Origin of the sequence: Pseudarthrobacter naphthalenicus, assembly GCF_029076445.1 — a bacterium.
In the GTDB taxonomy this organism is placed as follows: Bacteria; Actinomycetota; Actinomycetes; order Actinomycetales; family Micrococcaceae; genus Arthrobacter; species Arthrobacter naphthalenicus.
In genome coordinates this window covers 18795-43393 of the sequence record NZ_JARESG010000013.1, presented here as the reverse complement: position 1 = coordinate 43393, position 24599 = coordinate 18795, and the positions used below count along the sequence as shown (strand labels likewise).

At 64.9% G+C, this 24599-nt stretch carries 23 protein-coding genes and 1 tRNA gene; 12 read left to right on the top strand and 12 right to left on the bottom strand.

Translation table 11 applies throughout. The features are described from left to right. Positions 1-64 precede the first annotated feature (64 nt). On the bottom strand, positions 65-1477 hold the full coding sequence (glgC, locus tag PY310_RS13705) for a glucose-1-phosphate adenylyltransferase (RefSeq protein ID WP_275214998.1): 1413 nt from the start codon (positions 1475-1477) through the stop codon (positions 65-67). A gap of 101 nt (positions 1478-1578) precedes the next feature. On the opposite strand from glgC, the gene glgA reads away from it, so the two are divergent. Then, on the top strand, positions 1579-2775 hold the full coding sequence (gene glgA / locus PY310_RS13700) for a glycogen synthase (RefSeq protein ID WP_275214996.1): 1197 nt from the start codon (positions 1579-1581) through the stop codon (positions 2773-2775). A 99-nt stretch (positions 2776-2874) separates the two neighbouring features. On the opposite strand, the gene PY310_RS13695 is transcribed toward glgA, so the two are convergent. Beyond that, positions 2875-5031: an acyl-CoA dehydrogenase family protein gene (locus PY310_RS13695; RefSeq protein ID WP_275214995.1), complete on the bottom strand. Its 2157-nt coding sequence runs from the start codon at positions 5029-5031 to the stop codon at positions 2875-2877. 1 nt (position 5032) lies between these two features. Continuing rightward, positions 5033-5713 carry a TetR/AcrR family transcriptional regulator gene (locus PY310_RS13690; protein WP_275215103.1) on the bottom strand — a complete coding sequence of 227 codons (681 nt, stop codon included), beginning with the start codon at positions 5711-5713 and terminating at the stop codon, positions 5033-5035. Positions 5714-5801: 88 nt separating this feature from the next. Here PY310_RS13690 and PY310_RS13685 point away from each other — a divergent pair, with 88 nt between their 5' ends. Genes PY310_RS13685 through PY310_RS13675 form a run of 3 tightly spaced genes read left to right on the top strand, consistent with a single transcriptional unit; the run spans position 5802 to position 9427 of the window. After that, entirely contained in the window at positions 5802-7169 is a 1368-nt protein-coding gene (locus PY310_RS13685; RefSeq protein ID WP_275214994.1) for an acetyl-CoA C-acetyltransferase, read from the top strand. A 9-nt stretch (positions 7170-7178) separates the two neighbouring features. Continuing rightward, a complete protein-coding gene (locus tag PY310_RS13680) occupies positions 7179-8519 on the top strand; it encodes a 3-oxoacyl-ACP reductase (protein ID WP_275214993.1) in 1341 nt (446 codons plus the stop codon). Next, a complete protein-coding gene (locus tag PY310_RS13675; protein ID WP_275214992.1) occupies positions 8516-9427 on the top strand; it encodes a MaoC family dehydratase in 912 nt (303 codons plus the stop codon). Before PY310_RS13680 ends, PY310_RS13675 begins: the two co-directional genes overlap by 4 nt. On the opposite strand, the gene PY310_RS13670 is transcribed toward PY310_RS13675, so the two are convergent. The 3 genes from PY310_RS13670 to PY310_RS13660 all read right to left on the bottom strand — a co-directional run bounded on the left by PY310_RS13670 (position 9424) and on the right by PY310_RS13660 (position 12494). After that, positions 9424-10473, bottom strand: coding sequence for an FUSC family protein (locus tag PY310_RS13670; RefSeq protein WP_275215102.1), 1050 nt, complete (start codon positions 10471-10473; stop codon positions 9424-9426). The genes PY310_RS13675 and PY310_RS13670 overlap by 4 nt on opposite strands. 133 nt (positions 10474-10606) lie before the next feature. Then, positions 10607-11746 (bottom strand): glutathione S-transferase family protein, encoded by a 1140-nt coding sequence (locus PY310_RS13665; RefSeq protein ID WP_275214991.1) that lies wholly within the window; start codon positions 11744-11746, stop codon positions 10607-10609. A 10-nt stretch (positions 11747-11756) separates the two neighbouring features. Further along, the gene (locus PY310_RS13660; RefSeq protein WP_275214989.1) at positions 11757-12494 is read right to left on the bottom strand and encodes a M50 family metallopeptidase; all 738 of its coding nucleotides are present in this window, start codon (positions 12492-12494) and stop codon (positions 11757-11759) included. A gap of 116 nt (positions 12495-12610) precedes the next feature. Between PY310_RS13660 and PY310_RS13655 the strand changes: the two genes are divergently transcribed. Beyond that, entirely contained in the window at positions 12611-13075 is a 465-nt protein-coding gene (locus PY310_RS13655; RefSeq protein ID WP_275214988.1) for a GatB/YqeY domain-containing protein, read from the top strand. Between the two features lie 105 nt (positions 13076-13180). Here PY310_RS13655 and PY310_RS13650 read toward each other — a convergent pair whose 3' ends face one another. From PY310_RS13650 to PY310_RS13640, 3 genes are all read right to left on the bottom strand, one after another. Continuing rightward, positions 13181-13483, bottom strand: a complete 303-nt coding sequence (locus tag PY310_RS13650) for a DUF4193 domain-containing protein (protein WP_056339942.1) — start codon at positions 13481-13483, stop codon at positions 13181-13183. Positions 13484-13813: 330 nt separating this feature from the next. Further along, entirely contained in the window at positions 13814-14917 is a 1104-nt protein-coding gene (locus tag PY310_RS13645) for a hypothetical protein (RefSeq protein WP_275214986.1), read from the bottom strand. 231 nt (positions 14918-15148) lie between these two features. Further along, positions 15149-15231: transfer RNA gene (locus PY310_RS13640), tRNA-Leu, on the bottom strand. Between the two features lie 175 nt (positions 15232-15406). Here PY310_RS13640 and PY310_RS13635 point away from each other — a divergent pair. Both PY310_RS13635 and PY310_RS13630 read left to right on the top strand, forming a co-directional pair. Next, a complete protein-coding gene (locus PY310_RS13635) occupies positions 15407-16711 on the top strand; it encodes a M20/M25/M40 family metallo-hydrolase (RefSeq protein WP_275214985.1) in 1305 nt (434 codons plus the stop codon). A 10-nt stretch (positions 16712-16721) separates the two neighbouring features. Then, on the top strand, positions 16722-17882 hold the full coding sequence (locus tag PY310_RS13630; protein ID WP_275214983.1) for an acyl-CoA dehydrogenase family protein: 1161 nt from the start codon (positions 16722-16724) through the stop codon (positions 17880-17882). On the opposite strand, the gene PY310_RS13625 is transcribed toward PY310_RS13630, so the two are convergent. Beyond that, complete coding sequence (locus PY310_RS13625) at positions 17879-18112, bottom strand: DUF5703 family protein (protein ID WP_275214981.1); 234 nt, start codon at positions 18110-18112, stop codon at positions 17879-17881. The two genes, PY310_RS13630 and PY310_RS13625, sit on opposite strands and share 4 nt — an antisense overlap. Positions 18113-18151: 39 nt before the next feature. On the opposite strand from PY310_RS13625, the gene PY310_RS13620 reads away from it, so the two are divergent. Continuing rightward, complete coding sequence (locus PY310_RS13620) at positions 18152-18418, top strand: hypothetical protein (RefSeq protein ID WP_275214980.1); 267 nt, start codon at positions 18152-18154, stop codon at positions 18416-18418. A 46-nt stretch (positions 18419-18464) separates the two neighbouring features. Here the strand turns inward: PY310_RS13620 and PY310_RS13615 are convergent, their stop codons facing one another. After that, the gene (locus tag PY310_RS13615) at positions 18465-19400 is read right to left on the bottom strand and encodes an aldo/keto reductase (RefSeq protein ID WP_275214979.1); all 936 of its coding nucleotides are present in this window, start codon (positions 19398-19400) and stop codon (positions 18465-18467) included. Positions 19401-19450: 50 nt separating this feature from the next. On the opposite strand from PY310_RS13615, the gene PY310_RS13610 reads away from it, so the two are divergent. Together PY310_RS13610 and mshC are read left to right on the top strand one after the other, a co-directional pair. Beyond that, the gene (locus tag PY310_RS13610) at positions 19451-20284 is read left to right on the top strand and encodes an undecaprenyl-diphosphate phosphatase (RefSeq protein WP_275214977.1); all 834 of its coding nucleotides are present in this window, start codon (positions 19451-19453) and stop codon (positions 20282-20284) included. Between the two features lie 15 nt (positions 20285-20299). Continuing rightward, the gene (gene mshC, locus PY310_RS13605) at positions 20300-21577 is read left to right on the top strand and encodes a cysteine--1-D-myo-inosityl 2-amino-2-deoxy-alpha-D-glucopyranoside ligase (RefSeq protein WP_275214976.1); all 1278 of its coding nucleotides are present in this window, start codon (positions 20300-20302) and stop codon (positions 21575-21577) included. Positions 21578-21635: 58 nt separating this feature from the next. On the opposite strand, the gene PY310_RS13600 is transcribed toward mshC, so the two are convergent. Further along, positions 21636-22541: a PAC2 family protein gene (locus PY310_RS13600; protein WP_275214975.1), complete on the bottom strand. Its 906-nt coding sequence runs from the start codon at positions 22539-22541 to the stop codon at positions 21636-21638. Positions 22542-22740: 199 nt separating this feature from the next. On the opposite strand from PY310_RS13600, the gene PY310_RS13595 reads away from it, so the two are divergent. Together PY310_RS13595 and PY310_RS13590 are read left to right on the top strand one after the other, a co-directional pair. After that, entirely contained in the window at positions 22741-23424 is a 684-nt protein-coding gene (locus PY310_RS13595) for an HAD family hydrolase (protein ID WP_419095493.1), read from the top strand. Continuing rightward, the gene (locus PY310_RS13590) at positions 23421-24584 is read left to right on the top strand and encodes a site-2 protease family protein (RefSeq protein WP_275214972.1); all 1164 of its coding nucleotides are present in this window, start codon (positions 23421-23423) and stop codon (positions 24582-24584) included. The genes PY310_RS13595 and PY310_RS13590 overlap by 4 nt, the downstream gene beginning before the upstream one ends. The last annotated feature ends 15 nt before the right edge of the window (positions 24585-24599 follow it).

Here is a 24599-nt window from a genome sequence, read left to right as displayed (position 1 = left end):
GGCCAATTTTACAGCCTGCCGGAAGCCCGGCCCAACGGCGGACGGGCCGGGCTTCCGGATGGTGCTAGGACTTGGTTGGGTGGCCCTGCGCTGAGACGCCGACGGCGGCAGCCTGCACCTCTGCCACCTTGTCCACGGAATCGCGCAGCTCGGACCATCTTTCCGTTGCTGCCCGTACCGCGTCAGGCACGATGATCAGGTTGGCCGCTGCCAGTGCGCGCTCCGCCTCTTCCGGCTCGGGGACGAACTGACCTTTTGACAGCACGGTGATGCCTGAGTCCGTGACCTTGAAGCCGCGGGCCCGGTCGAGGTCATGGTCAAGGCCGATCGCAGCGCCGGCCGGGACCTTGACGTTCTTGTCGATGATCGCGCGCTTTACGACGGCCCCTTCACCGACGTTGACCTTGTCCATCAGCACAGAGTCGAGCACCCGGCTGGACCGGCCGACAAAGACGTCGTTGGAAAGCACGGAACCCTCCACGATGCCACCCGAAATCACGCAGCCGCTCGCAACAATCGAGTCCAGGGCCGAACCGACCGTGTTTCCCTCGCCGCGGACGAACTTGGCCGGTGGCGAAATGCTTTGCCTCGTGTAGATGGGCCATTCAGAGTTGTACAGATTGAAGATCGGCACCGGCGAGATGAGATCCATGTGCGCGTCGTAGAAGGAGTCAATGGTGCCGACGTCGCGCCAATAGGTGCGGTCACGTTCGGTGGAGCCGGGGATGTCGTTAAGTGTGAAGTCATAGACGCCCGCCTCGCCCTGGCTGACGAAGTAGGGGATGATGTCGCCGCCCATGTCATGTTTGGTGTCAAGGCGTTCGGCGTCCACGTGCAAGGCCGCCACCAGGGCGTCGGCGTCGAAAACGTAGTTGCCCATGGAGGCCAGGAATTGGCTGGGGTCGGCAGCGAGGCCGGGTGTGGTGGCGGGCTTCTCCACGAACGCCGCAATCTTCTGGGCGTCGTTCTGGTCCACCTCGATCACACCGAACTGATTGGCCATGCTCAGTGGCTGCCGCACCGCGGCAACAGTGGCTTTGGCTCCGCTGAGGACGTGCTGCTCCACCATTTGGCCGAAGTCCATCCGATACACATGGTCCGCGCCAACAACGACGACGATGTCGGGGTTGGCGTCGTGGATCAGGTTCAGGGACTGGTAGATGGCGTTGGCGCTGCCCAGGAACCAGCTCTTCCCGACGCGCTGCTGCGCGGGAACGGAAGCCACATAGTTGCCCAGCTGGGTGGACATGCGCCACGCTTCGGAGATATGCCGGTCAAGACTGTGGGATTTATATTGTGTAAGGACAACGATTTGCAAATAGCGCGAATTCACCAGGTTGGAAATCGCAAAATCGATGAGGCGGTAACTGCCCGCGAAAGGCACAGCAGGTTTGGCCCGGTCCGCCGTCAGTGGCATAAGCCTGTTTCCCTCGCCACCTGCAAGGACAATGGCCAGGACTTTTTTGTTTATCGGCATAGTGGTCGCTCCTGTACGCCTTCGTAACTCCCCAAACAATCCGGCATGCCCGGACTCCTTCACACTAGAACAGATACGGCGGAACGACTACCTTGGGTAACGTGCGAATAGACATTGTGACTAAAGAGTTCCCGCCGGAAATCTACGGTGGCGCCGGAGTCCACGTGGCCGAGTTGAGCAGGGTGCTTAGTAAGCACGTTGACCTGCAGGTTCGAGCCTTTGGGGCGCCCCGCGACGCTGATTACCACGGTGCCGGGGTGACCTCCTATGCCGTGCCCGAGGACCTCGGTTCGGCCAACCCGGCCGTGCAGACCCTGGGCGTGGACCTGCGCATCGTGCCGGACATCGAGGGGGCCGATCTGGTCCATTCCCATACCTGGTACGCGAACATGGCGGGGCACCTGGCCTCACTGCTGCACGGCATCCCGCACGTTCTCAGCGCACACAGCCTGGAGCCCCTCCGCCCTTGGAAAGCTGAGCAGCTTGGTGGCGGCTATGCACTGTCCTCCTGGGTGGAAAAAACCGCTTACGAGGCCGCGGCGGCAATCATCGCCGTCTCGGAAGGAATGCGCCAGGACATCCTGCGCAGCTACCCGGAGGTTGATCCCGCCAAGGTCAGGGTGGTCCACAACGGCATCGACGTCGATCTGTGGCAGCGTGATGAAGGCGAGGACGCGGTGCGCGCACTCGGCATCGACCCGCAGAAACCGAGCGTCGTGTTTGTAGGCCGGAACACGCGCCAGAAGGGCGTCCCGTACCTGCTGCGTGCGGCCGCCAAGTTGCCCGCCGATGTGCAGCTGGTCCTGTGCCTGGGCGCAGCGGACACCCCTGAGCTGGCGGCGGAGACAGCCCGCCTCATTGAGGAGCTGCAGCGGCAGCGGACCGGCGTCATCCTCATCGAACGGATGCTGCCGCGCCACGAGCTGATCCAGGTCCTCAGCCACGCCACCGCCTTCGCCTGCCCGTCGATCTACGAGCCGCTCGGCATCGTGAACCTGGAAGCCATGGCGTGCGGGGCGGCCGTGGTGGCCAGCGCCACCGGCGGCATCCCTGAGGTGGTCCAGCACGGTGAGACGGGCCTCCTGGTGGACCTGGAGCAGGTCACCGACGGCACCGGAACGCCGCTGGACCCGGAGAAGTTCGTGACCGAGTTCGCCGCGGCCCTGACCGAGGTTGTGTCGGACCCCGAAAGGGCCCGGGCCATGGGGCAGGCAGGCCGCCGCCGTGCCGAGGAGCACTTCTCCTGGGAGTCCATCACGGAGACCACCCTCGAGGTCTACCGTTCCGTGCTCTCCTAACGCGCGGCAGTAACCGAGAGAGAGAACGCACGACGGCGCCGTTCCCACCAAAGGGGAGCGGCGCCGTCGTGCATTGACTCGCTGGAGGATCTGCCGCGGTCAGTTCCGCCGGCCGCGGGCGGCGATCGCCGTCCGTGCCAGCAGCACCTTCTCGTCAACAGGCGCGTTTCCGCTGGCGCGCTGCGCCCGGTAATGGGCCCGTGCCTCGTCCTGCCGCGTCTTTTCGTCACCGGTGGCGATGGCCGCCCGGATGTGTTCCTCCCCGTAGCCGAAAGCATCCACCAGGTCCAGGGCATGCGGCCGGATCTTGACCAGGAGCCGGTTGATGTAGTCGCCCACTGTCCGCGCGCGCTGCATGGAAAGCCGGCCGTTCATGAGGTACCAGGCCAGGTTCTTCTCGATCAGGGAGAGGCCGAACAGGTCCCGGAGCCAGGTCAGCACCACCTTGGTCCCGGGGTCGCTGACCTCACGCAAGGCGTCCGTGAAAGCCTCCCACTGGAGGAGTTCCGCGTGCGCCTGGGCTGCGTCGATCAGCTCGTTCTGATGTTGGTTGAAAAGGGCTGCACCCTTCTCAAGCGGAAGCTTGCCGGCACCCTTCAGGGCGGCACCGACTTCGGACACCATGGTCTGGACACGGTCTGTGAGGAGCGCGCGCTGGCCTTCCTCGTCACGGAGCGCGAGGGCGGCCTTCTGCACGGACCCTGTGTCGGCGACGAACTGCGCCACCTGGCGCAGGCCGGTGCGGTGGATCGCCACCCCCGTTGCCTGGGTGACTACATACCGGGCCAGCACGCCGAAGTCGACATTGCGGAACTCCTTGGCGTAGTCCGCCAGGAGTCGCTTGGCCACGAGCTGGAGAAGTACCGTGTTGTCGCCTTCGAACGTGACGTAGACGTCCATGTCCGCACGCAGTGACGCGAAGCGGTTTTCGATCAGGAAGCCGGCCCCCCCGCAGGCCTCACGGCATTCCTGCAGCGTGTCCAGGGCATGCCAGGTGCTGAGCGGCTTCAGTGCTGCCGCCAGCGTCTCCAGATCCTGGCGGTCCTCATCGGTGTCATGGGCGCCGGAAAAGACGTCGTCGAACTTCTGCAGCAGCTGCTCGTGGGCGAAACCTGCGGCATAAGTGGTGGCCAGCCTCGTGAACAGCCTGCGCTGGTGGCGCTGGTAGTCCAGCAGGACTTCTTCGTCCGTGTGGGAGGACGCGTTGAACTGCCGGCGTTCGGTGGCGTAGCGGATGGCAGCGGCAAGGGCAATCTTCGACACTGCGACGGCGGCCCCGTCCAGGGAGACCCGCCCCTGGACGAGGGTGCCGAGCATGGTGAAAAAGCGCCGGCCGGGACTGGCAATCGGAGAGCTGTAGGTGCCGTCAGCCGTGACATCGCCGTAGCGGTTCAGGAGGTTGGTCCGGGGAATGCGGACGTTGTTGAAGTGCAGCCGGCCATTGTCAATTCCGTTGAGGCCGCCCTTGACGCCGTCGTCCTCCCCGCCGATGCCGGGCAGGAATTCCTTGGTGTCGGGATCCCGCAGGTCAACGTAGAACGCATGGACCCCGTGGTTCACGCCCTTGGTGACGAGTTGGGCGAAAACCACCGCACCCAGCCCGTCATTGGCCGCATTGCCGGTGTAGTCCTTCCAGGCGGCCCGGAACGGGGTGTGGATGACAAATTCCCCGGTCGCTTCGTCGAAGGTCGCCGTCGTGGCAATGCTGGCGACATCGGATCCGTGCCCGGTTTCGGTCATGGCAAAGCACCCGGGAATCTCCAGGCTCATGATGCCCGGCAGCCACTTGGCGTGGTGCTCCGCCGTTCCGAGGTGCATCACGGCTGAGCCGAAGAGGCCCCACTGGACGCCGGCCTTGATCTGCAGGGACGGGTCCGCAGTGACCAGTTCCTCAAAGCCGGCAACGTTGCCGCCATGGTCATCCGCACCGTTCAGCTCCGCCGGGAACGCCCGGTGCACGGCGTTGTGGTCCACCAGGTACTTCAGCTGTCCGAAGACGCGGGTGCGGTGTTCGGTGTGCGTGAGGCCCTCCGTCTTATGCAGTTCCGGCTCACCCGCGAGCCCGCGTGACTGCCGGCGGACGTCAGCCCACTTGCCCAGGAGCTGCTCGCCGAGGGCCGCAACGTCCACGGCGGGCTGCGCGCCGCCGCGGGACCCGGCAGAGGTGCCGGTGCCGCTGGTGGTCCCGGCATTCGGGCCGGTTTTGGTGTTGACGGTTCTGCCGGAGCCGCCGCTGCGGTCTACTACTTCGGTCATGTCAATGTCCTTCGTTGGTTCTGACAGGTGTTTCAAGAAGTTCCGGGGCTATCCCCACACACAGCCATGCAGTAATTTGCCGGGCCATGGTTGCCTGGTCCGGCTTGTCTCCGGATTCAGGAGTGCTGAGCCACTGTTCCCCGGCACTGCGCACCAGGCCGATGGCTGCGGTGGGCCAGTAGCCGAGCACAGCTGCGCGGCCGTCGCCCAGATGCGCCCGCATCGGGGCGGCGATCATTTCGGCGATGGAGTCGAAAAAGTGGCCCAGGGCCCCGGAAATCGCCGCCGGACCCTGTTGGCTGCCGGGATCCACCGGTGCATACCGGGTGACGAAGGTGTACACATTCGGGCTGGTTTCGGCCATCTGGAGGTACGCCGAGATCATGGCCAAAAGGCCCTCCCTGGGCGTCTGGGCAGCCTGTGCCGCCTCGCGGATCTTGCGCTGCATCTGGCTGAGGACCACTTCACCAACCGCATGCTGCAGACCCGCCTTGTCGCCAAAGTACCGGTAGAAGACCGATTTCGAGGTGCCTGCGTCGGCGGCGATCTCCTCCATGGAAGCGTCGCTGCCCAGTGCATGGACTGCCCGCCGGGCGGCCTTGATAAGTTCGCGCCGGCGTTCCTCCCGGTGGGTCTGCCAGCGGGCGGAACGGCCGTCGGCGCTTGAGCCGGCAGTAGGCATCGTCGGGTCCGTGGGGAGCTTGTTCACGATACCCAGCGTATCAGGTACGCTGGGTATCGATAACCGTCGCAGATCAGAGGAGACACCCATGTCCGTCAACGGACAGTCCGCCACCGGACCCCAGGAATCCAGCAGCCCCGCGGCAACGGGCGGAACGCCCTCGGTGCGGCGGGCCGTGATCGTGGGCGGCAACCGGATTCCCTTTGCCCGTTCCGGCGGGGCCTATACCAAGTCCTCCAACCAGGACATGCTGACTGCGGCGCTGGACGGCCTGATTGCCCGGTTCGGACTCCAGGACGAGCGGATCGGTGAAGTTGCCGCCGGCGCCGTTCTGAAACACTCCCGGGATTTCAACCTCACCCGTGAAGCGGTCCTGGGTTCGGCGTTGTCGGCGGAGACGCCCGCCTACGATCTCCAGCAGGCCTGCGCCACAGGCCTGGAAACCGTGCTGGGTCTGGCCAACAAGATCAAGCTGGGCCAGATCGACTCTGCAATCGCCGGCGGCGTTGACTCGGCCTCCGATGCTCCCATTGCGGTGAGCGAAGGGCTGCGGGCAGTGCTCTTGGACCTCAACCGCGCCAAGACCCTTCCGCAGCGGTTGCAGGTGCTCAGCAGGATACGGCCCAAGGACCTGGCTCCGGATGCGCCCAACACCGGAGAGCCGCGGACAGGATTGTCCATGGGTGAACATCAGGCCCTCACCACCGCCCAGTGGAACATCTCACGGGAGGCCCAGGACGAGCTGGCTTTCAACAGCCACCGCAACCTGGCTGCCGCCTACGACGCCGGGTTCTTCGACGACCTCCTGACCCCGTACCGGGGGCTCGCGAAGGATTCAAACCTGAGGGCAGACACCACGCTGGAAAAGCTGTCCACGCTCAAGCCGGTCTTCGGGAAGAGCCTGGGCGCCGAGGCCACCATGACCGCCGGCAACTCCACTCCGCTGACGGACGGGGCATCAACGGTCCTGCTGGCATCAGAGGAATGGGCCCGGGCACATGACCTCCCCATGCTCGCAACGGTGGTGGACGGGGAAGCCGCGGCGGTGGACTTCGTTCACGGCAAGGACGGCCTGCTGATGGCGCCGGCGTTCGCGGTGCCGCGCCTTCTCGCCCGGAACGGGCTGACCCTTGAGGACTTCGATTTCTTCGAGATCCACGAAGCTTTCGCCGGAACGGTCCTGAGCACGCTGGCAGCCTGGGAAGACGAGGAATTCGGCCGCACCCGGCTGGGCCTCGATGGCGCCTTCGGCAGCATCGACCGCGCCAAACTGAACGTGAACGGCTCCTCCCTCGCGGCGGGCCACCCGTTTGCCGCCACCGGCGGGCGCATCGTCGCGTCCCTCGCCAAGATGCTGCACACCAGAGGCAGGGTGAACGGCAGGCCGGCACGCGGCCTCATTTCCATCTGCGCCGCCGGCGGACAGGGCGTCGTCGCAATTCTCGAAGCAGCGTAGGAGTACCGAATGACTGACACATATACCCGGCTGGTCAGCCAGGGACTGGGTAAAGACCTTGCCAAGCGGCTCGGCTTGCCGCAGCCCGCGGTGTTGCGCCGCTACACCCCGGGCCAGGCCCTCGTCAACGGGCCTGTCCTGGTCCAGGGGAGTACCCCGGGGGCTGACGAGTTGGCCACTACGCTGCTGTCGTGGAACCTGGACGTGCGCCGGCACGCGGTGCCCGGCGAAAAATTAGGTGCCATCATTCTTGTCCTGGACGGGCTGGCCGCGCCCGCAGACCTTGAAAAGCCGGTGCTGTCGGCGGCGGCCTCACTCCGGGACCTCGGGCCGAGTGCCCGGTTCATTACCGTTTCGCGGCCGGCCGCAGAAGCGGGCAGTCCGGCCGAGGCGGCGGCCCGGCAGGGGGTGGACGGCTTCGTGCGGTCCCTGGCCAAAGAACTCCGGGCGGGCGCAACGGCAAACGGCATTCTTTTGGCTGACGAGGCACAAAGCACCAGTCCGAGCACCCTCGGGGCGCTTCGGTTCTTCCTGTCCGGGCGCTCGGCATTCGTCGACGGCCAGTTCCTGACAGTCAGCAGCGCGAACGGCGTTCTCCCGGCCGATCCCGACCAGCCGCTCGCCGGAAAGGTGGCTGTGGTTACCGGGGCGGCACGCGGCATCGGCGCCGCCATCGCGCGGACGCTGCACCGCGACGGAGCCACCCTGGTGCTTGTGGACATCCCGGCGGCCGGAGACCACCTTGCCGCCGTCGCCAACGAGGTACACGGCACCGCTTTGCAGCTGGATATCAGCCATGTGGACGCGGGTCAGCGCATCCTCGAGCACACCCTGCAGCGGCACGGGCGCCTCGACATCGTGGTTCACAACGCCGGCATCACCCGGGACAAACTCCTCGCCAACATGGACCACGCGCGGTGGAACGCCGTCCTGAACATCAACATCGGCGCGCAGCTCAGGATCAATGAAGCCCTGCTGGCCTCGGACCAGTTCCGTGGCGCACCCCGGATCGTCTCAGTGGCGTCCACCAGCGGCATCGCAGGTAACCGCGGCCAGACCAACTACGCCGCCTCCAAGGGTGGCGTGATGGGAATGGTTCGCACCACGGCGCCGTTGCTGGCTGCCCGGGGCGGCACCATCAATGCAGTAGCACCCGGCTTTATCGAAACGGAGATGACCGCACGGATTCCCTTTGCCATCAGGGAGGTGGGCCGGCGGCTCAACGCCCTGCAGCAAGGCGGGCTGCCCTCCGACGTGGCCGAGGCCATCGCCTTCCTGGCCAGCGATGCCGCGGGCGGCATCAACGGTGACATCCTGCGGGTCTGCGGACAGAACCTGGTGGGAGCGTGAGTGCCGCGCAGCCGGTGATCCTGGGGGAGGTGCCCTCTCTTTCGAAACTGTATGTCAATGCCGCCGCGCAGGCGGCGCGCCGCCGCATCCTGGGGACGCATGGCACCTCAACCCTCCCGGAAACCGGCCATGAGGTACGCGGTGTCAGGGCCGACGTCGCAAATTTGACCGCCTACCAGCACCTGATCGGTCTGACCGCGCGGGATACGCTGCCCGCCGGCTACCTCCACGCGCTTGCTTTCCCGCTGGCCATGAGCGTGATGAACCGGGACGATTTCCCCTTGCCGCTGCTGGGGATGGTCCACTTGAGCAATTACATCGAGCAACGCTCGCCTGTGCTCTTCACAGATCTCCTCGACATCAGCGCCAGGGTGGAGAACCTGCGCGGGCACCGGGCCGGGACCCAACTGGACGTCATCGCCGAGATCAGGAGTGCCGGTGGGCCGGACATCCGCTGGACGGGCCGCTCCACCTACCTCGCCAAAGGAGTGTTCCTGCCAGGCATCGACGTACCGTCACCCCAGAACGGCCGGCCCGATTTTGCGCCGCCGCACCCGACGGCGGTGTGGGACCTCGGGGTGGAAACAGGACGGGCGTACGCGGCCGTTTCGGGTGACTTCAATCCGATCCACCTGAGCGCGCTGTCGGCCAAGGCCCTGGGCATGCGGCGCTCCATCGCGCACGGGATGTACCTGGCATCCAGGGCCCTCGCCGACGTGGGGCCGGTGAAGGGCGAGGCGTTCGGCTGGGACGTGACCTTCGATGCGCCCGTCTATCTGCCCGGGCGGGTTGCGCTGGAAATCACCACCGGCCAGGCGCCGGGCGGAGGGTGGGAACGGTCCGGCTATGTGGCGTGGAACCCCCGCTCCGGCCGCAAGCATTTCAGCGGTTCCGTGGCGCCACTCTAAGCGGCTGGACGAACGGCGCGGAGAATGCGGTGCAGGCTCAGGAGGATGGATTCGGACGCCGTCACGGCGCCGTCAGTGCTGCTCCCGTCGGACCCGGCCATACAAGCCTCCACTGCAGACTTCGCCGCAGCGAGGAGGCGCCGCTGCTCCGGCTCGTCGTCATGGTGGAACGAGGCCAGCAGTTGTCCCGTGCTGTCCAGCGCTGCGGCCAGCGGTTTGCTGTCCTCGAAGGGCACCTCGTAGGGAACGTCGTCAGCCCAGATGACATCGGAGAGGACTTCGGTCATGTCCTGGATGTGGAACGTGACCCGTTCGAGATCGCGCAGGTTACGGTAATCGAGGTCCAGGTCCCGCGGATGGAACCGCCGGCGCGGATTGGCCCGCCGGCTTTCATCAGCCTCCTGCACAAGATGGCGAACCGTCCGTGCCGCTTCCGCCAGCTCGTCGGAGCGGCGGGACCAGTCCTCATGCTCGGGCGGCCATTGTTCCGTCAGGGCCGCCGCCATGTCGGTCAGCTGCCTGCCCAGTGCCAGCCGGAGTTTGCCCAGGCTGTTGGCGGCGGCAGCAAAGTGCAGTGGCGGAAAGACAAGGAAATTGACGGCAATGCCAACGGCCACTCCGGCGCCCATCTGGATGAGGTAGCCGAAGGAAAAGGAGTCCGCATTGCTTCCGCCCACCAAGAGCACCAGTAGCGCCGCCGTCGGGATCCAATCACTGCCGGAGCCAATCCGGGGCAGGCCGCCCAGCAGGACTCCTATGCCCATGAAAACAGCCACGGCAAGCGGCGACGGATCACTGATGCTGACCAGGACAAAGGCCAGCCCGATGCCGATGGCCAGCCCGACCAGCGTCTGAAGGCCTTGCCGGACTGATCCGGCAACGTTGTGGTACATCGCCACCAGAGCGCCCAGGGGGGCGTAGTACGGATACTCGGCCGCGGAGCCGGGCATCAGCGGTGCTATGGCGAAGGCCACTCCGGCCGCCAGCGCTGACTTACCCGCCAGCTGCAGGCGCTGGAGGGTGAAGGCAGTGGAGAGACCGGCAATGGCGTTTCGCAGCAGCCGGGTCCCTTTCGATCGCGGCCGGTCCGGCCCCGTGCGTGTATCGCCCATCACGCCCACGTTAGGCCCCGCCGTGCGCCGGTACAAGGAGCCGGGGACCGCCGGCTGTTCGCGGCCTTCAGGAAATCCCTTCCGGGTCTGCAGAGGCACCGTGGCCCGGTGCGACCTCCTCGCCGGGCCGCACGGGGCCCGGGGGAGTGCCGTCGCCGAAGGGCCTGCCGCCCAGTGATTCTCTGCCGTGGGGCTCCAACCAGTTGGACAGGTCCGGGCCCTGCGGCACGATTCCTGTGGGGTTGATGTCCTCGTGAACGATGTAGTAGTGCTGTTTGATCTGGACAAAATCGATGGTGTCGCCGAATCCGGGCGTCTGAAACAGATCGCGCGCGTAGCCCCAAAGTGCGGGCATTTCGGTGAGTTTCTGCCGGTTGCACTTGAAGTGGCCGTGGTAGACGGCATCGAAGCGGGCGAGGGTGGTGAAGAGCCGGACGTCGGCCTCGGTGATGGTGTCACCGACCAGGTACCGCTGGCCCGTCAGGCGTTCCTCCAGCCAGTCCAGTGCGGTCCAGAGCCGCGCATAGGCAGAGTCGTACGCCTCCTGGGACCCGGCAAATCCGCAACGGTAAACCCCGTTGTTGACTTCGGTGAAGACTCGCTTGTTGACCGTGTCAATTTCCTGACGGAGGTGCTCGGGGTAGAGGTCCGGGGCGCCGGGCCGGTGGAACTGCTTCCATTCGGTCGCGAAGTCCAGGGTGATCTGCGGGAAGTTGTTCGTGACCACTTCGCCGCTGGCCACCCCCACAATGGCCGGTACGGTAATGCCCCGGGGATAATCCGGGAACCGCCGGAAGTAGGCACTCTGAAGGCGTTCAATGCCCAGTACGGGGTCCACGCCGCCCGGATCCAGGTCAAAGGTCCACGACCGCGCATCGTGGGTGGGCCCGGGCTGGCCGAGGGATATGGCTTCCTCCAGGCCCAACAGCCGGCGCACAATTACCGTCCGGTTCGCCCACGGGCAGGCCCGTGCGGCGATGAGCCGGTAGCGGCCCGCCTCCACCGGCCAGCCAGGTTCGCCATTCTCACCCGGGCGGCCGTCCTTCGTGATCCGGTCCTCGATGTAGTTGGTGTCGCGGTTGAACTCCGCGCCGCCGGTTACATAGGCGCCTTTGGTGCTGTGGTTTCCACCATTGTCGAGGTGGCTGTCCGTGGTGTCGTCGGTGGGTGTGGGGGCGGGCTGGGTGCCCGCTGGTTCCTGGCTCATGAGGACAAGCCTAGGCTCCCGCGGCCAGAATTGAAGATATGGGCTGCCATGCCACCAGCCAGCAGCCGGCAACAACAGCGAGGAACATTGCAATCCAGACGCCGGAGGGGACTGAGGTTGCGCGGTACAGAATATACGCATCGGAACTGGCCAGCCGGTCGCGGCGCCGCAGATGAACATTGGTGAGTTTGGCGAGATCGCGGACCGCGGCGACCAGCAGGGCCACCCCGAGGCAGATGGCCACGTGGCCGGTGAAGGCGTGCGGGACGAAGATCACCAGCAGCGCGCCGCCTGTGATCGCCGTAACGGTAATCACGATGCCCGCGAAGTTCCTGATGAACAGCAGGGATGCTATGAGGATGAGGGTTCCGGTGGCCAGGGCCGCGGGACCCCAGCCGCCGAACCCGGACGTCACCAGGGCAGCACCGGTTACGGCGGGAACGGGATAGCCCCAGAATCCTGACCACACAGTTGCCAGCCGGCCCCGGCTGTAACTGGTGGTGGTCCCGGAGTGGTCCAGTTGCAGCTTGATTCCGCCAAGCCTTTGTCCGCTCATGACGGCTGCGAAGGCATGACCGAGTTCGTGGGTGGCGGTCGCAAGGAGTCCGAAGTACTTCCAGGTGGCCCGCGGGATGGACAAGGCTGTCGCCAGCACGAAGACGATGGCGAGTTCGGCCAGCGTGACCTGGGGGACCGCGGTCCGGCTAAAGATCTCGAGGACGCGGTGCCACAGTTCTTCGGAACTCAAATTCGGGGCCTGCCGGACAGAAGGTAGTAATTCTCAGCCATAGCCCTCTACCGTACTAGAGGGACGGTTCACCGCTGTCCTGTTGCCCTTGGGCACTGAACGAATTGAGGAAGACTGTGACCAGCCTGAAAGACCGCCTGCACGCGGACGTTGTGACCCACATGAAGGAGCGGAATAAGACCGCACTGACGACGGTGCGCAACGTCCTTGGCGAGATCGAAACGCGGGAAAAGTCGGGCAAAACGCCCGTCGAACTGGACGACGCCCAGGTGACCGCGCTGCTGCAGAAGGAAGCGGCCAAGCGGCGGGACACGGCAAAGATCTACACGGATGCCGGCGAGGCCGGAAGGGCCGCCGCGGAGATCGCCGAGGCCGAAGTCATTGAGGGCTACCTGCCCAGCCCGCTGACGGCCGCCGAAGTGGAGGCGATCGTTGATGAGACCATTGCCGGGCTGCGGTCCGAAGGTGTGGAGCCCGGGCTGCGCCAGCTGGGTGCCGTCATGAAGCCGGTAACCGCGAAGATCGCCGGCCGCTTTGATGGAAAAGCCGTCAGCGAGATTGTCCGCGGCCGTTTGGCCTGAGACCGGCTCCAACAGACAGGAAAGGCACGCCGACAATGGGTGGGCGTGCCTTGGTCCTGCGGGCTGGGTTTCCAGCCTGACCGGTGGTGCTGCGAAGGTCCGGAATTAGCCTTCGCAGTCCGTGCAGTAGCTGTGGCCGTCCTTCTGCCGTGCAATCTGCGAGCGGTGACGGACAAGGAAGCAGGAGTAGCAGGTGAATTCGTCCTCGGCCTGGGGGATAACCTGCACGACCAGTTCCTCGGCAACGAATTCGCCTCCCGGGACACCGGCGCCGTCCAGCCCGTCTGCTTCATCGAGCTCGAGCACCACGCTGCGCGCGTCCGGTGCGTTGGCGGACTGCAGTGCCTCGAGCGAGTTGTCCTGCGACTCCTTGACGTCGGAGCGAAGTTCATCGTAATCGGTTGCCACTTAGGTGTATCTCTTTTCTTTGGTTCGTCTGTCGCGTATGCAACGTACAGCATCCAGCTACTATTCCCCAATAGGCTGGCGGAAAAATTTGTCTGTGGCGCCGCAAGGAAGTATGGGCAAAACGCCGGAACTCAATCGGCAAACCATAAGAGTACGCCAAACGAGGCTCGCCGATACACCGTGGTGGGCGGGAGCGTGGAGACTTTGTTCACATGATGCGACGCATCTCACTCTGGTTCCCTCGGAACAGCCAGCGTCCCCGCATGCGCAGTGGCACTGGACCATCAGTCTTTCGCTGCATTTGCAGGTGACCGAACAACATCAGAACCATTAGCCAAGAAGTTCCTTGTTGGCCTCCCTCAGAGTGCCGAAGCCATCCGTCGGGGAATATTTCGTTGTCATCGTCGCCATGTGCCAGTCCTCAGGGTTCGGGGCAGTAAACATCCTTCGGCCGGCGGTGAGGGGCGTGACGTTCCAGTAGCCTTCCGGCAGCAGATCGGCATGCTCCGGACCCAGGACCTGCTCCGCGAAGATACCCGGAACTGAGGTTTGCATTGCGGCGTGGTCGCGTGACAGTTCACGCTGGCTTGGTGAGGGGAGTCCCCACTGGGTGATGACACTGACTGGCGTCACGAGTCCGAAGTGCACCCTGGCTACAGCCGCGTAGTCATACAGCGGTGCCAAGTCTTCGAGCAGACGTGACAGCGAATCCAAGGCGTCCGCCTTTCCCGCTTTGATCTCGGTACCCGGCACTATCCATCCTTCGGTCGAGAAATGGACGTACCAGTCCCCGTTAGCCGCCGGAAACAGAAGTTCGGCCCATCCGATGTCCTCACAGCACCGCGTGATGATCTCCGCTACCTGGTGCGGTTCGCAGCGGGACATGGTGAAGTGGAGGCCGGCAAGGATAGGTCCGGCGCGATTCGTCCGGGCCCATGCAGCGAGCACCTCAACGACGCCCTTGAATGCGGGGCTTCCGACGGCCCAACGGTCCAAGTTCTTCTTGACAGGCAGAAGGCTCAACGGGGTCTCGTCATTATCCAGGGCCGCCTCAACTGAGCAGATGGCGGCACTGTAGGCGTATCGTCCCGTCCGCGGCCTGCGCCCGACCTTGTCCGCGCACGCCGTAATACTTCCGGTGAAACCAATAATCGAAATGGCGTCAGCGATCATTCCGGCCACCTCAACGGCGTGGGACGCTGAACTCAGTGGGAAAACATAGATTGCCGTTCCCTGGCTCACTTCCACTGCGTGAAACCGTTGATCGGTGTGCCCTGGCATCCTAATCTCGGCGATCGCATCGTCCACTTCGAGTGTTGGGGGCTGTACCCTGCCGGGGTCCGGAATGAGCAGGAACCCGAGCGTAAACGTCGATTCAGCAATGATTCGTCGGATCCTGGTTGAGTCGATCCTCACACCCGAGTGCTCATCCATGGACTGTCCCCTTCAGGCCACACATGCCTTGAGCGTTGCCGGTAACGTCGGTCGCCATATTTAGCCGGCAATCCCGCCCGGCAACTTTGGTCCCTGCACAAGAGATTACCTGCCACGCGAGTCCGTTGGGGTGCCGGTGTCTTTGGAACGCCGGTGGACGAAAGGGGAACTCGCGTGGGCGGGAACGAAAAAAGCCCCTGGAATCCGTGGATTCCAGGGGCTTTCCCATTGTGCGCGGAGGGGGACTTGAACCCCCACCCCCTTTCGAGGACTAGCACCTCAAGCTAGCGCGTCTGCCATTCCGCCACCCGCGCAGGTGGTAATTCGGAGAACGTTTCCGCCTTTCAGCGTTTCGCTTTTCTCCGAAGCAGCGAGAAAGACTCTACATGAACTTTCCTGGAAGATGAAATCGGAGCGGATGGGTAGGCTGAAGGCACGCGAATCCGCCCTTGGTTCCCAGCAGCCGCCCATCTTTATGAGGAGAGCCCCATGACCGAAATCCGCCCCGAAGATGAAGTTGTCCGGATCTGCCAGGAGCTCATCCGGATCGACACCTCGAACTACGGTGACGGTTCGGGGCCGGGGGAGCGGGCTGCTGCCGAGTACACCGCGGGGCTGATCGAGGAAGTTGGCCTCGCTGCCGAGATTTTTGAATCGGCGCCGGGGCGCGCAAGCGTTGTTACCCGGATGGCAGGCGAAGATCCGTCTGCCAGCGCCCTGGTGGTGCACGGACACCTTGACGTCGTTCCGGCCCTGCGGGATCAGTGGTCCGTGGATCCCTTCAGTGCAGAACTCAAGGATGGACTCATCTGGGGCCGCGGGGCCGTGGACATGAAGGACATGGACGCCATGATCCTGTCCGTCATGCGGGATCTTGCCCGATCCGGCCGCCAGCCCAAGCGGGACATTGTGTTCGCCTTCTTTGCTGACGAGGAAGCCGGCGGCGAATACGGCGCCCGCTACGCCGTGGACAAGCGACCGGAGCTGTTCGAGGGCGCCACAGAGGCGATCTCGGAAGTGGGCGGGTTCTCGGCCACCATCGGCGGGCAGCGCACGTACCTTCTGCAGACAGCCGAAAAGGGCATCTCCTGGCTCCGCCTTGTGGCCCACGGCAGGGCAGGACACGGTTCGCAGATCAATACCGACAACGCCGTAACGAGGCTGGCGGCAGCCGTCACCCGGATCGGCCAGTACCAGTGGCCAATCGAGCTCACCCCCACCACCCGGCAGTTCCTGGACGGCGTGACGGAACTCACCGGCGTCGAATTCGACCCGGACAACCCGGACCGGCTGCTGGACCAGCTGGGCACGGTGGCACGCTTCGTCGGCGCGACCCTCCAGAACACCACCAATCCCACCCTGTTGAAGGGCGGCTACAAGCACAACGTCATCCCGGAGTCGGCAGAGGCGCTGGTGGACTGCCGGACGCTGCCCGGGCAGGAGGAACAGGTCCTGGAAATCGTGCGGGAACTCGCCGGATCCGGTGTTGACGTCAGCTACGTGCACAACGACGTCTCGCTTGAGGTTCCTTTTGCCGGGAACCTGGTGGACTCCATGATCGATGCACTGCACTCCGAAGACCCGGGAGCCAAGGTTCTGCCCTATACCCTTTCCGGCGGCACGGACAACAAGTCCCTAAGCCGGCTGGGCATCACCGGCTACGGTTTCGCGCCGCTCATGTTGCCTGACGACCTGGACTTCACCGGAATGTTCCATGGTGTGGACGAACGTGTGCCGGTGGACTCCCTGAAGTTTGGGGCCCGGGTCCTCAACACACTCCTCACCAACTACTAGGGGCGGGGACATGACGCCCGAGGAAGTCCTCCCGGACCACCTGCTGGAAGGCATCCGAGCCCGCGCCGCGGGCTACGACCGGGACAATGCCTTCTTCACCGAGGATCTTGAGGAACTGACCGCCGCCGGTTACCTGAAGCTTTTTGTCCCAACGTCCGACGGCGGCCTCGGCCTCGGACTCGAAGCGGCAGCTCAGTGCCAGCGCAGGCTGGCAACGGCGGCCCCGGCAACCGCCCTGGCAATCAACATGCATTTGGTGTGGACCGGCGTCGCCCGGTTGCTCGCCGCCAGGGGCGACGACTCGCTGGGCTTTGTCCTCCGGGACGCCGCCCGCGGCGAGGTCTTCGCGTTCGGCAACTCCGAGGCGGGAAACGACTCCGTGCTCTTTGACTCGAGGACGGTGGCAACCCCGCTGCCGGACGGTGCGTACAGGTTTACCGGGAAAAAGATCTTCACCAGCCTCTCACCCGCGTGGACCCGCCTGGGTATTTTCGGCAAGGACGCCGAGGCCAGAGGAGGGGAGGGGGAACTGGTGCACGGTTTTATAGACCGGGATTCCGCCGGCTACACCATCCTGGAGGACTGGGACACCCTGGGCATGCGGGCAAGCCAGTCCAACACCACCGTGCTGGACGGCGCGGAAGTCCGCGCAGACCGCATCTTCCGCAAATTGCCGGTGGGACCCAACGCCGACCCGCTGATCTTCGCCATCTTTGCCTGCTTTGAATCGCTGCTGGCGGCCGTTTATACGGGCATCGGCGAGCGTGCACTGGCCCTCGGCGTGGAAGCTGTGAAGCGGCGGACCTCGTTTAAGAACGCCGGCAGAAGCTACGCCCAGGACCCGGACATCCGCTGGAAGGTGGCCGAGGCAGCCATGGCCATGGACATCCTCTATCCCCAACTGCTGGCCGTAACCCGCGACGTCGACAACCTCTCCGATCACGGCGCGCAGTGGTTCCCCAAACTCGTTGGGCTGAAGGTGAACGCCACGGAAACCGCGCGGCGGGTGGTGGACCTCGCCATCCGGGTCAGCGGCGGCTCCAGCTACTTCCGCGGTTCCGAACTTGAGCGGCTCTACCGGGACGTGCTGGCCGGAATGTTCCACCCGTCCGATGACGAGTCAGCGCACAACACCGTCGCCAACGCCTGGCTGGGGCCGCTCGAAGCCTAGACGGTCCTTTGGACCTGCATGACCCGGCGGCGGAGCCAGAAGCGCCTGGCTCCGCCCATGTACAGCACGCTGCGCTCCAGTTCCCATTTGCCGTACTCGGAGTGCTCCACGAGCCGGCGACGGGCCTCAGGCAACGAATCCACGGGGCTGACCGTCAGTACGAGGTACTCGTACTGCTTCAGAAAGTCCCGCTCGCGACGGACCGAGCTGGTGAGAAATTGTTCCTTCATTGCTCTCCATTTTCGTCCTTTTCCGGCTAACGTGAAGTCATGAGCATCGATCCGCGTGTCGCGCTTCAGTCCCTGACATCCGCCTTGGAAGAACACCTTATAGCAGCATCCAACAGGCGAGGGGATGGGGACCCCGCCGTCGAAGCGGCATTTTTTGCGGTCGCAGATGCCTTCGAAGTTTACGAAGACGCGCTCTACGAGGCGTACAGCGAAGTGACGCCCCTCCAGGTCTTTGACGACGAAGAGGACGAGGACGAGGAATCCGGCATCGACGATGACGAGGACCTCGAAATCGTCGAGGAATGACACGCGTCGTCCTTCAGTCTCCTCAGCCGCGGCGGTCCGCGCAACCTTAGCCGGGCTGGGACACGTCCTCCAGCGCACACGCTATCTCCGGGGGTAGCTGGGTCAGTTGGGCGGCGAGGATCTCCTTGGCCTGCAGCGGCGTCCGGGGCCCCACGATGGCGGTGGCCACACCGTGCTGCGCCAGCAGCCAGCTCAGCGAAACATCCAACGGGGTTCTGCCCAGGCCCTTCGCCGCCATGGAAACGGCCTCCACCACACTCGAGGGTCCCGGCTGCAGATATGGCTCCACATAGGGCGCAGCATCACCGCGTGCGGCCCTGGAATCAGCCGGGATGCTGCCCCGGTATTTGCCCGTCAGCACCCCGCGCCCCAGCGGGGCCCACGCCATCAGGCCCAGGCCCGCGTCCTCGACGGCGGGGATGAGTTCCGCCTCCGGCGTCCGCCGGACCAGGGAGTACTCGGCCTGCGCGGCAACAAGGGGAAATCCGGCAACGGCGGCTGCTTTGGCGCTCTGCCAGCCGTTGAAGTTGGCGATGCCCGCATAACGGGCGCGCCCGCTGCGGACCGCGAATTCGAGGGCTGAGAGCGTTTCTTCCAAGGGAACATTGCCGTCCCAGGCCTGGGCGAACCATACGTCCACGTAGTCGGTCCCCAGCCTCGCCAGGCTCGCATCCAAAGCACTCAGCATCGCGTTCCGGGACGTGTCCACCGACCGCCTGCCGTCCGTCGTCGAGGTCCCAGCCTTCGTGGAAATCGACACTTCGGTGCGGGAGACCACGTCACCCAGAAGCGAGCCGATCAGCGCCTCGGAGCCGCCATCGGAGTACGACGCTGCCGTGTCGATGTGCTTTCCGCCGCCATCAACAAAGGTGCGCAAGATGTCCGAGGCGTCCTGCTCGTCGGTTTCATTGGCCCACGACATGGTGCCGAGGGAAAGGGCGGAGACACGCAATCCACTGTTGCCGACGTAACGCTGCTGCATAGCTGCAAGCTTACGGGGAATCAACAGGGCGCATGACGTAGTGTCTTAGCGTGAACTGGATTGAGGCGGCCCTGCTGGGCCTGGTACAGGGTCTGACCGAATTTCTACCGATTTCATCAAGCGCGCACCTGCGGATTGTGGGGCAGTTCCTGCCCAACGCCTCGGATCCCGGGGCGGCCTTTACGGCCATCACGCAACTGGGAACCGAAACGGCTGTGGTGATCTACTTTTGGCGCGATATCGTCCGGATCGTCAAGGCCTGGGCCGGGTCGCTGGCGGGACGGGTTTCGCGCCAGGACCCTGATGCACGCATGGGCTGGCTGGTGATCCTCGGCAGCCTGCCCATCATCGTGCTGGGCCTGCTGTTCCAGGACCAGATCGAGTCAGTGCTGCGCAGCCTGTGGATCGTCGCCACCATGCTGATCGTTTTTGGTTTGATCCTGGCCGTGGCGGACGCCGTCGGAAAACAGGACCGGGACCTGACCCGGCTGAGCTACAAGCACGGCATCCTCTACGGATTGGCTCAGGCCATGGCGCTCATCCCCGGTGTTTCGCGATCCGGTGGCACCATCACCGCCGGCCTCCTGATGGGTTATACCCGTGAAGCGGCGGCGCGCTATTCGTTCCTGCTCGCCATCCCGGCCGTGTTCGGCAGTGGCTTCTACCAGCTGTACAAAGTGGTCTCGAAGGATGGCATCACCGGACCGTTCGGCCTGCCGGAGACTGCGCTGGCCACCGTCATCGCCCTGGTGGTGGGCTACATCATCATTGGCTGGTTCCTCAAATTTGTCTCCACCCGCAGCTACCGGTTGTTCGTCTGGTACCGGATCCTCCTCGGCCTGGCCCTCTATCTCCTGCTCGGTTTCAATGTCATCAGCGCGTAGAAGTAGGCTTGGGCTGTGAAATCCTGGATCTCCCGCCCTGTTCCTGTGCTGCCCGGCGCCACTCCGGCCATCCGTCTGTTCGATACCGCCCTGGGGCGTGAGGTCAGCCTGCCGGCCAGTGGTGAGCAGTCGATGTACGTCTGCGGCATCACCCCCTATGACGCCACCCACATGGGCCATGCCGCCAGCTACGTGGCGTTCGACCTCCTGAACAGGGTCTGGCGCGACGCCGGCCTTAAGGTCGCTTACGTCCAGAACGTCACCGACGTCGACGACCCCCTGTTGGAGCGCGCCACAGCCACCGGAGTGGACTGGCGTGACCTCGCGGCGAGCCAGATTGAGCTATTCCAGACGGACATGGAAGCCCTCAACGTCATCGCCCCGGACCACTACGTCGGCGCGGTCGAATCCGTGGGCCTGATAGTTCCTGCCATTGAGCGGCTGCTCGAGCTCGGGCTTGCCTACCGCGTGGCCGGCGCCGCAGGAGAGCCCGACGGCGATGTGTACTACGACGTCGAGGCCGCCGGGAAGCAATCAATGGCCCCGGACGCCTGGACCCTGGGTTCGATCTCCCGCCTTGGGGAGGCCGAAATGCTGGAGTTGTTCGCCGAACGCGGTGGCGACCCCGGCAGGGCCGGCAAACACCAGGCCCTGGACCCGTTGCTGTGGCGGGTAGCCCGCGACGGTGAGCCCAGCTGGCCCGGCGGTGAGCTTGGTCAGGGCAGGCCGGGCTGGCACATCGAGTGCACGGTTATTGCCCGGCAGTATCTTCCCGCCCCCTTTACCGTCCAGGGCGGTGGTTCAGACCTGATCTTCCCGCATCACGAGATGGGTGCCGGGCACGCCTATTCGCTGACCGGCGTGCCGCTGGCCCAGCACTACGCCCACGCAGGCATGGTGGGGCTCGACGGTGAAAAGATGAGCAAATCCAAGGGAAACCTGGTGCTGGTCTCCAAGCTCCGGGCAGACGGCGAGGAACCGGCCGCCATCCGGCTGGCCATTCTTGCCCACCACTACCGGTCGGACTGGTCGTGGACTGCCGAGGGCTTCGAAGAAGCCAAAACCAGGCTTGCCACGTGGCGCCAGGCCCTGACCACGGCGCCGGCAGGTTCCGCCGCAGGTCTGATTCGTGACATGCGGTCCGCCCTGTCCGCAGACCTGGACGCCCCGGCGGCACTGGCAGCGGTAGACCGGTGGGCCGAAAGCGCCGTGGCGGCAGCGGGTCCCGGCTGCCAGCAGGATCAAGCCCTGGTGAGCGACGCCGTCGAGGCGCTGCTCGGCGTCGTTCTCTGATTCCAACCCGTGATTGCCACAGTGACCGCGGCAGCGGCACGGCCACTGTGGCTCCGCTTTAGGGTTTGTCGCGGCCCCGGCGTTTGAGGTAACGCTCAAATTCACGGGCAATGGACTCACCGCTGGCCTCCGGGAGATCCGCGGTGTCCTTGGCCTCTTCCAGCTGCCGGACATATGCGGCGATTTCCGGGTCCTCGGTGGCCAGCTCATCCACCCCGCGCTCCCAGGCGGCCGCCTCCTCCGCCAGCTCGTGAGTGTCCAGCGGGACCTGGAGAAGTTCCTCCACCCGGTTCAGGAGGGCCAGCTGCGCCTTGGGCGAAGGGGCCTGGGCGACGTAATGCGGGACGGCCGCCCATAAGGACAGGGTGGGAATGCCTGCCAGCAATGCCACCTCCGACAGGACGCCAACAATGCCGACCGGCCCCTCGTACTGGGACGGTTCCAGGTTGAGCCGTTCCCGCAACTGGGGATCATCCGAAGAGGTACTCACGGGAATCGGCCTGCTGTGGGGGACATCAGCCAGGAGCGCACCCACCAGGACCACATAGTCAACCTTCAAAGCCTCGGCATGGACCAGCAGTTCCGCCGTGTAGGCACGCCACTTGTACGACGGCTCAATGCCCTGGACAAAGATGACGTCCACATTGGAATCCGGTGCAGCCGCCTTGTAGATGCGGGTGGAGGGCCACTTGATCTTTCGTTCACCTGCGGCGTTCCGGCGGACGGTAGGGCGGGTGAACTGGAAATCGTAGTATTCGTCGGCATCGATGGACGCGACCTTCTTACCGCCCCATGCCTTGTTGAGGTAGCGCAATGAGTCGCTTGCGGCCTCACCGGCATCGTTCCAGCCCTCAAACGCCGCCAGCATCACCGTGATGCGCTCCCCGTCAGCCACTGGCAGCAGGAACTGGTCCTGTTCAGGCGCGGCACCTGGTTCCGTGGTGTCTCCGTCGAAGCTATTCATTTCTTCACCCTACGTCCAAGGACCGGGGCGATGCAGTGACTACAGGTCCCAAAAAGGCCGCCGGCCGCGATTCCGCCTGCCCGCGGCGGGCCATATTCGCCAAGGGCGTACCCCACGGCTGGCGTTCAGCCTCGCACCGTAGACTGAAGCCATGCGATCCTTACCCTCCGATTCACCGCTCCGCGCCGTACTTTGGGACATGGACGGGACCATCGTGGACACAGAACCGTACTGGATCGCCGCGGAACACGCGCTCGTGGAAGCCCACGGCGGCAGCTGGTCGCACGACCAGGCCACCCAACTCGTGGGGCAGGCACTGACGTTTTCGGCCGGGGTCCTGCAGGAGGCAGGAGTGCGGCTGGAGACCAGGGAGATCATCGATGCCTTGACTGCCGAGGTCATTGAGAGCGTCCAGCGCGCCGTGCCGTGGCGCCCCGGAGCGAGGGAACTGCTCGATGACCTGCACCAGGCCGGCGTGCGGTGCGCGTTGGTGACCATGTCCGAAGGGCCCCTGGCCCGCGAGATCGTGGCAAACCTGCCCAAGCCCTACTTTGAGTTCCTGGTGACGGGAGACACCGTCACCCAGGGGAAACCCCATCCGGAGGCGTACCTCAAGGCGGTGGAACTGCTTCAGGAGGCTGACCCGGGACTGACCATCGACCACTGCGTCGCGCTGGAAGATTCGGCACCCGGCGTTGCCGCGGCTCTCGCGTCAGGCGTCGCCACCGTGGCCATTCCGCATATTGTTCCCCTCCCCGAGGATCCGCGGCACACAACCTGGTCTTCGCTGGCGGGGCGCTCCGTGTCCGAACTGGAGGCCATTGCGGCGGGCAGCCTGGCAGCCGCGTCCGGCTCGGAACCGGCTCTTGGGAGCCTGTCTTGAGCGACACGCCGGCCCCAGCCCGGAAGGAAGGGATCCGCCTCGGCCGGATCGCCGGGATCCCGGTCATCCTGGCTTACTCGTGGTTTGTGATTGCCGCCTTTACCGTCATCGTCTATGGTCCGGTCCTGCTTCAGCGAAATCCCGCCCTTGGCACCACCGCCTACTACGTGGCCTTCGCCTACGCGTTGCTCCTGCTTATTTCGGTCCTGGTCCACGAGCTGGCGCACGCCCTCACCGCCAAGATTTACGGCTGGCCGACGCAGAAAATCGTCCTCAACCTCTGGGGCGGCCACACCCAGTTCGAGAACTTCACGGCGTCGCCCGGCCGCTCCGTCATCGTGGCACTGGCGGGACCCGCCGCCAACCTGGTCCTCGCCGGCGGGGCCTGGCTTGTGCTGTCCGGCAGCAGCCTGGGCGTTGTGGCGGACACTCTGACCAACATCTTTATGTGGGCCAACTTCGTCATCGGCATCTTCAACGTCCTGCCGGGACTCCCGCTGGACGGGGGACGCATCGTGGAATCAGCCGTCTGGAAAGCCACCGGCAGCCAGGCCAGGGGGACCGTCGCCGCCGGCTGGGCAGGCCGGCTTATTGTGGTGGCTTTGGGCCTTTGGTTCATTGTCATGCCGCTGCTGTCCGGCGACACCCCTGACTTCAGCTTCCTGATGATCACCGTCCTTGTGGGCGGATTCCTGTGGATGGGTGCCAGCGCGGCAATCCAGCAGGGAACCCTGCGCGGCAGGCTGCATCTGGTGAGCGCAACCGCCTTGGCAACTCCCGCCGTCGGCATTCCCGCCACGGCCACCGTGGCCGACATCCGGCGACTCTCGACGGACGGGACTGCGGTGGTGACCTGCGGACCCGAGGGCCGGCCGGAGGGCGTGGTCGACCCGGCTGCCCTCGCTGCGGTTCCCGAGTCTGCTGCGGAATCCACCCCTGCGACGGCGGTCTCGTACGCCCTCGTGCCCGGCGCCTATGTGCCCGAGTGGTCCCAGGGGCAGGAGCTGATCCAATACCTCTCCCAGCTCGAGGGCCGGGAATATGCCGTGGTGGATCACCACGGCGTTGTGACGGGACTGCTGTCGCAGAATGCCATCGTGAGCGCCATCACCGGCAAAGCCGTCCGGTCAAAGAAACATCCGCAGAACCAAAGCCGGTAGAGTTGCATGCCGGCC

Bases quoted from the DNA above. Each gene is read 5' to 3' on its own strand.
- glgC (WP_275214998.1), bottom strand. From the start codon at position 1,477: ATGCCGATAAACAAAAAAGTCCTGGCCATTGTCCTTGCAGGTGGCGAG.
- PY310_RS13695 (WP_275214995.1), bottom strand. From the start codon at position 5,031: ATGACCGAAGTAGTAGACCGCAGCGGCGGCTCCGGCAGAACCGTCAAC.
- PY310_RS13690 (WP_275215103.1), bottom strand. From the start codon at position 5,713: ATGCCTACTGCCGGCTCAAGCGCCGACGGCCGTTCCGCCCGCTGGCAG.
- PY310_RS13685 (WP_275214994.1), top strand. From the start codon at position 5,802: ATGTCCGTCAACGGACAGTCCGCCACCGGACCCCAGGAATCCAGCAGC.
- PY310_RS13680 (WP_275214993.1), top strand. From the start codon at position 7,179: ATGACTGACACATATACCCGGCTGGTCAGCCAGGGACTGGGTAAAGAC.
- PY310_RS13665 (WP_275214991.1), bottom strand. From the start codon at position 11,746: ATGAGCCAGGAACCAGCGGGCACCCAGCCCGCCCCCACACCCACCGAC.
- PY310_RS13645 (WP_275214986.1), bottom strand. From the start codon at position 14,917: ATGGATGAGCACTCGGGTGTGAGGATCGACTCAACCAGGATCCGACGA.
- PY310_RS13635 (WP_275214985.1), top strand. From the start codon at position 15,407: ATGACCGAAATCCGCCCCGAAGATGAAGTTGTCCGGATCTGCCAGGAG.
- PY310_RS13630 (WP_275214983.1), top strand. From the start codon at position 16,722: ATGACGCCCGAGGAAGTCCTCCCGGACCACCTGCTGGAAGGCATCCGA.
- PY310_RS13625 (WP_275214981.1), bottom strand. From the start codon at position 18,112: ATGAAGGAACAATTTCTCACCAGCTCGGTCCGTCGCGAGCGGGACTTT.
- PY310_RS13620 (WP_275214980.1), top strand. From the start codon at position 18,152: ATGAGCATCGATCCGCGTGTCGCGCTTCAGTCCCTGACATCCGCCTTG.
- PY310_RS13615 (WP_275214979.1), bottom strand. From the start codon at position 19,400: ATGCAGCAGCGTTACGTCGGCAACAGTGGATTGCGTGTCTCCGCCCTT.
- PY310_RS13600 (WP_275214975.1), bottom strand. From the start codon at position 22,541: ATGAATAGCTTCGACGGAGACACCACGGAACCAGGTGCCGCGCCTGAA.
- PY310_RS13595 (WP_419095493.1), top strand. From the start codon at position 22,741: ATGGACGGGACCATCGTGGACACAGAACCGTACTGGATCGCCGCGGAA.